The sequence below is a fragment of the Robinsoniella sp. RHS genome, from assembly GCF_001029355.1.
GTDB lineage: Bacteria > Bacillota > Clostridia > Lachnospirales > Lachnospiraceae > Robinsoniella > Robinsoniella peoriensis.
The window spans coordinates 1-6,580 of the sequence record NZ_JNGB01000176.1; the positions used below are offsets into that span (position 1 = coordinate 1).

At 38.6% G+C, this 6,580-nt stretch carries 3 protein-coding genes; 1 reads left to right on the plus strand and 2 read right to left on the minus strand.

The genetic code is table 11. From position 1 onward, the window contains the following. Positions 1 to 23 precede the first annotated feature (23 nt). On the minus strand, positions 24 to 1,754 hold the full coding sequence (locus tag RHS_RS27560) for an extracellular solute-binding protein (RefSeq protein WP_395023606.1): 1,731 nt from the start codon (positions 1,752 to 1,754) through the stop codon (positions 24 to 26). A gap of 237 nt (positions 1,755 to 1,991) precedes the next feature. Here RHS_RS27560 and RHS_RS32170 point away from each other — a divergent pair, with 237 nt between their 5' ends. Continuing rightward, positions 1,992 to 2,927, plus strand: coding sequence for an AraC family transcriptional regulator (locus RHS_RS32170; RefSeq protein WP_070043110.1), 936 nt, complete (start codon positions 1,992 to 1,994; stop codon positions 2,925 to 2,927). 109 nt (positions 2,928 to 3,036) lie between these two features. Here RHS_RS32170 and RHS_RS27570 read toward each other — a convergent pair. Further along, positions 3,037 to 6,580: Ig-like domain-containing protein (locus RHS_RS27570; protein ID WP_047834986.1), on the minus strand; the 3,544-nt coding region annotated here is incomplete at its 5' end.

Genomic DNA, 6,580 nt, shown 5'->3' on the forward strand with positions numbered 1-6,580 from the left:
GCACTCTGCTTTTAAACTATTAACTAATTTGCCACAAACCGGTCATAAGCACTTTGGTGTACCTCCAATAACTGGGATAATCCATAGGATTCTACAGTAGCCACATACTCATCGAATTTATCCAAAGACTCTTTTCCTTCTATAAATTTTATAGCCATTTCATCGCAATAAGTTTCAATATTTGTTTCAACCTCAGTACGTATTGCATTTTCTTCATCCGTAAAAGCCAGTGCCGCCTTTGTTCCGCTATTTGGAAACGGCTGCCGTATCTGGTCACTTGTAAAGCTATTGGCAAATTCAATAATCTCCGGCTGGTCAGCCCATAATACCTCATATCCTTCTTTCGCCTGTGGATAAGGAAGCTGGCCCCATGCACCTAATGATCGCAAATACTCCTGAGCCCCTATTCCGTCCGGGTTCTGAACAGCATCCTGAGTTAACGTTATTTTACCATCATCTGATTTTGTATAGCTGATATCCTCAACACCAAAGTTGGTAAGTGCAACGCCCTGGGCAGATAGCGTCTGGAAATCCAGCCACTTCATCGCAAGTTCGGGATTTTTACAGTCTTTGGAAATTGCTGCTGTCTTCCAGACTGACCAGCGGTTAGTTATCATTGATTTTCCTTCCGGATTTTTAATTGGTTTAACTGCTACCCAATTTGCATCTTCAACCCCAGCCGTTTTTAGATTCCCATTATAAGTTGCAATATTAGACATCCAGTCACTGGATAGGGATCCTAATAAATCCCGGCTGATTTTTTCTGACGTTTTATCATAACCTGCTGTTGCATATTCCGGATCCAGAAGTCCTTCCACATATAATTTATTTAAAAATTCCAATGTCTTTTTAAAAGCTTCCGTAGTATCCTTGAAAAAAACTTTTCCATCTTCCGCCACATCCCAACGGCACTCTGCATTACCGGAACGGTATAATCCAAATGCTTCTCCAAAACGGTAAATATCACGTACATTAAATGTTGCTGTTAATGGTATTTCATCAGCCTTACCATTTCCATTTGGATCCTGGGTCTTAAATGCCTTTAAAACGTTGTACCAGTCGTCAACGGTTTCCGGTACCTTGAGATTTAATTTATCCAGCCAGTCTTTACGGATCATCGACACATTTGGACATACATTGGCTCCCGGATCCGTCAATTCTCCTGTTTCCAGCTCTTTTGCTGTATTTATAAATCCTTCGCCAAATCCTGGATAGGCATAGATGTTGCCGTCTGCAGCTGTTATTCCCGAGCGGACTACCGGATATTTATCCATTAGCTGATTTAAATAATATGCATTCTCATCCATTAACTGATTTAGCGGCATTGCAATACCGTCAAATCCTAATTGATCGGCATTTGCTTCCCAAGGTATAACAAAGATATCGGGTAAATTTTTACCGGAGGCCAGCCTCGTTCCCATAACCTGATCATAATCATTAATAGGTATTGCTTCCCAAACGATTTTAACCCCGGTTAACTTTTCAAACTCTTCATAGACAGGAAGATTATCATTATAACTTTTTGTTGCAAACCAGTTATCCATAGTTGCTATAGTCAATGTTTCTTTCCCGGTTTCTGCCAATGGCAATTGAGGTTTTTCCGCTTTTTTTACTGCTTCAGTCCCCTGTATTTCCGTTTTCTCTTCCCCCTTTGTTTCTACTTTTCCATCCCCCTTTGTTTGTGCACATCCTGCTAATAAACTCACTGTTAACACACCTGCTACTACCCCTGTCATTTTCTTGTACCTTCTCATCCTTCTTCCTCTCTTTCTTCATAATCATAGGTTTTATTCATTATGTAGTACATTAATTGAGTCCGCATTGGATTTTTTTTGTTTATTTTGTATAAGTTTATTATATTAATAATTTATTGGTTTGTCTTAACTCATTTTGCGGACATTTTTATGTACTAACATATATTGACATATTTTATTAACTCGCAATATATGTTATACTATTTCAATCATATCATTAAGAAGAAGGTGAACTATATGGAAAATAATACCAGTTTAAATGCTGTTCATCAGGACGAAACTGCTGACAGCAATTATCATGATCTGGTAAATAATTTTGAAATTACTTATAAAATCACCCTGCCAACCGAACAGCTGAATGCCCTGATTCATTATCATGAATGCTTTGAAATTATTTTTTATATCTCTGCTAATATAGAAGCCTATATTGACGATATACATTACGATCTTCATTCACAGGATGTTTTAATTGTTCCTCCCAGGAAGTTACATAAAATTATCTATCCGGAAAAGCAGAATTATATCCGTTATGTTTTCTATTTTACTGAAGAACACATAAAAAACGCTTTCAGTCCCACCATGGTAAAAAAGGCTTTAAATCTTTTTCTGAACAGGTCTTATCAGAAAGCTTCGCTGTCCGTATCTGATTTCATCCGAATAAACAGTTTGTTTTTCAATATGTATTACCATAAAAGTCAATTTTCTTCTGCCAACCTGTATTTATTAAATACATACTCCTCTGTTATCCTCCAGGAGCTATATGTTATATTTAAAAACCAGCCCGCATATGAAAAATCTGAAACGGACATGTCTCCTGTAGAACAAATACTAAAGTATATCAATGGGCATTATTCCGAAGATATTTCACTGGAGGATTTTGAAAAAATCTTTTATCTGGACAAATCATACATTTGCAGAGTATTCCGTAAGACCATGGGAATCTCTCTTGTTAATTATCTCCAGCATAAAAGGATTCTGGAAGCACAGCAATTACTTTTAAACAGCACTGAATCCATTATAGATATCAGCCTTGAATGTGGTTTTAACAATATACAGCATTTTTACCGAGTATTTAAAAAAGTAACTCATGTGACACCAAACGAATTCAAAAAGCATCGGACAAGTTCAGTTCTTGGACAATCTTTCGTTCCTTTGGTCAACCCCAATAAATAATACACGCAAAACAAGGAGGCAAACGCTCTCTGGTTATTCTTAACCAGAGAGCGCTGCCTCCTTGCCTTAAATTCTACTTTTACGCCAAAGCTTTCCCTTCATTCCTATGTTACTTTACAATCTTAATCGTAACATGATCTTTTTTATTATTATAAGTTTTGACTGTAATCGTAACGGTACCTTTTTTCAATGCCTTTACTTTTCCGCTGGCACTTACGGTTGCAATTTTAGGTTTGTTGGAAGTATAGGTTACTTTACCTGCACTTCCTTTTGAAAGCTTCGCCTTCAGTTGCATGGTCTTGTTTACTTTTAATCTATCAGACTTCGCTGTTAGTGTAACACTTTTAGGCTTTTTCCTTACGGTAATTGTACAGCTTGCACTTTTTTTGTTTGCTGTTTTTACTGTAATTTTAGCCGTACCAGGTTTCTTAGCCGTAATTCTGCCTTTTTTGTCTACTGTTACAATCTTTTTATTGCTGCTGCTCCATTTAAGGGTTCCTGCGCTGACACCGGATGGTTTCAGCTTCACAGTTAACTTAAATTTCTCTTTTTCTCCAAGCGTCTTTTTCTTCACATTTAATTTGACTGAAGTAATGCTCTTTTTCACTAAACCTTTTACTGCCTGATTCAGTTTGTTATAAAGTGCGTCTACTGTTTTCTGGTCTGCATTCGCATTTGCCATTACCGCATCAATCTGTGAGAACAGATCTTTTACAGCTTTTACTGTTTTGTCTGTGTACCTGCTGAATGAAATTGCCTTCGCACTTTGATAAGCACTGTTTAACTTCGTCTTATCTGCACGTTTTACCAGCTGGCTTTCTGCAGCTTTTGCCTGTACCAGTAAGTCTGAACCTTCTTTTTCAGATACATTTGAGGTATCTGCCAGAACTTTTTCTATTCTTGCCAGAACCTGCTTCATTGCGGCGAAACTGTTGGATGTATAAGCAGCATCTTTTCCGTTATAAGCGTTGTAAATGATTCTCAGACTATCAACTACATTCTTTTGTACTACTTTTACCAGTGATTTCTGTGCAGCTGTCATTCTGACAACGGCTGCGTCCAGTTTCGCCTGTGTTAAGTCGGCACTGTTGGCAATTAAGTTCTCTACTTCTTTGATTGCATTTTGTAAAGTTGTATAGGAATCTTTTGTGTAATTACCCTGTACTACTTTCTTTGCTTCTGTTAATGCGCTCTGGGCTTCTACGATTTTAACAAGTCCGTTGATTGCATCTTCAAGATTCTTATAAATTTTATCTACTGACTTTTGATCTATATCCATATCCGCCAGAGCAACATCAATCTGCGGGAATAAATCTTTTAATTTTTTTATGGATACATCTGTGTACTGGTTATGCGGAAGAGTTTTAGCTCGCTCATATGCCTCTCTTAATTTTGTCTTATCAGCTCGCTTTACTAACTGGCTTTCTGCCTGCTTTGCCTGCTTAAGTAATTCATTACCTTCAGTTTCAGATACATTTGATATATCTGCCATTGCAACTTCTATACTTGCCAATACCTGTTTCATTGTAGAAAAACTATTAGAAGTATATACACTATCTTGCCCATTGTATGCTTCATATATCGTTTTTAATTGCTCAATAACAGCGCTCTGTACTTTTTTTACCAGTGCTTTCTGCGCTGAAACCAATCTTTCAACAGAAGCATTTAACTGTGACTGGGTTAATTCTAAGCTGTTCTTAATTAAGTTTTCAACTTCTTTAATCGCATTTTGTAAAGCTGTAAAAGAGTCTTTTGTAAAATCTCCCTGCACGATTTTTTTCGCTTCATCCAAGGCATTCAGTGCTTCAACAGTTCTTACAAGTCCATCTATTGCATCTTTTAAATTCTTTTCTGCTTCTATGACTGCTTCCTGATTATTACGGTCTACATTCTTTGCATTTTCTAACGCTGATGCCAGCCTTGCATAGCTGTTTGCCGAATACTCACCCTGTTTAACTGCTTCCGCCTGCTTAATAAGATTATCTAGGACACCATACCCTTTCAGCCCTGAAACTGCTTTTTCCAAAGCATCATAAGCTTCTTTCAACTCTGCAGTTGTTACCTCCTGGCTGCTTAATGCTTCTTTGGCTGCATCCAGTGCTGCTTTAAATACTTTCCAGGATTGTGCTGTATAATCTTCTTCCTTTAAATCCTTATTTGCATCATACAGCTGCTGTAACTTGCTTTTCATTTCTTCAAAATTGTATTTAACGCCCACATTATCTAAGATCAATGCATATGCAGATGTCGGATTGGAATCCGTTGGTTTTAAAATAACTTTTTCATAGAAGTAAATCTGATAATCCTCAGCATCTCCCGTAGTGAATGTACCGTTAAATGTTGACTTTGTCTTCTTATCTCCGGAGGTCGGGGTATGTTTCAGTTTTACCTCTGTGGCATTTTCATGGTCTTTGAATGCCAGTTTTCCTTCTGCTCCCTGGCTTACCGGTTTTACATAGACTACATAATCACAGCCATCTTCTAATGTATAATCGAAAGTTAAATCATAAGAAGTGTTCGGCTGGAGTTTTAAACTGCTTTCATTTGTAACTACATATCTGCCCACTTCATTTTCGTTGAGCTTTAAGGAGTTTTCTCCATCTAAAACCCAGGTCATTACAGGTCCTACTTTGTCTTCGCCAGGCTTTACAATTTCGTTATTATCATTTGCATTGCTTCTGTCGGATGCGATATGAATTTTTCTGGATCCGCCGCCATATTCTAACGGTCCCCAGCCTTCATAGGTGTTTTCAAAGTCTTCATAGAGCACATAATCTGAATTGTTTACATCATTTTCTGTTGTTGTATGCTGCCATACTTTTACGTCATCAAAGTTAACCACTCCATCGCCTTTTTCTGCGGTCAGCTTAATCTGTGCTGTGGTTACTCCTTCCGGAACGGTAAACTCAACATCCATTCTCTGCCATCTGGTTCCCACATATTTGAAGGAAGAGCGGTGCACTCCGTCTTTACCGGTAACAAAGTTGGTATAAGTCTGATCTCCAATTGTCACTTCAATAGAAGCTTTACGCCCGTTCTGGGTTTCTGTCCAGACACCTACGGTGTAGTCCTGTCCCGGTTTCAGATCTGTCATTTCCTGGGACAGCGTTCCGCCCTCTGTCTTAAACTGTGCATAGCGATCCCAGCGGTTTTCGCTCATTTCTTTGGAAATGTCATAATTTACTTTTCCCGGTACAACCTCAATGGATGCATCTCCGGTTTTTTCCCATACACCGCCTTCATCTGCAAATTTTTCTGCATTAAACGCAAAATCTTTAGCCGGGCTTCCTTCACCCCAGTTTCCTGCTGCTTCCAGTACATGGGTGCTTGTAGAAGGATATAATACATATGGTGTGTTTTTCTTGCTGTTGATGGTGATTGTGCCACCGTCATTAGAGATTGTGCCAATTTTCACTTTTCCCTGCTGTGTGGTCTCATATAAGTCAAAGGATGGAACATTCTTAAATTCATCTGTCAGTTCCCAGGTAGTCGGATTGCCTGTTGTATTCCAATGATACAGCTTTGCGCCTCCGTTAATATCTAACTTGTCGCCTGTTTTGATATCCCAGCTCCACGGAATCAGGGAAGTTGCCTCTCCTGCATGGCGTTCTCCTTCATCTGTTGTGGTTCCAGTGTCGGCCCAGGAAGAGATT

Coding starts and splice junctions, on each gene's coding strand:
- RHS_RS27560 (WP_395023606.1), bottom strand. CDS start 1,754: ATGAGAAGGTACAAGAAAATGACAGGGGTAGTAGCAGGTGTGTTAACA.
- RHS_RS32170 (WP_070043110.1), top strand. CDS start 1,992: ATGGAAAATAATACCAGTTTAAATGCTGTTCATCAGGACGAAACTGCT.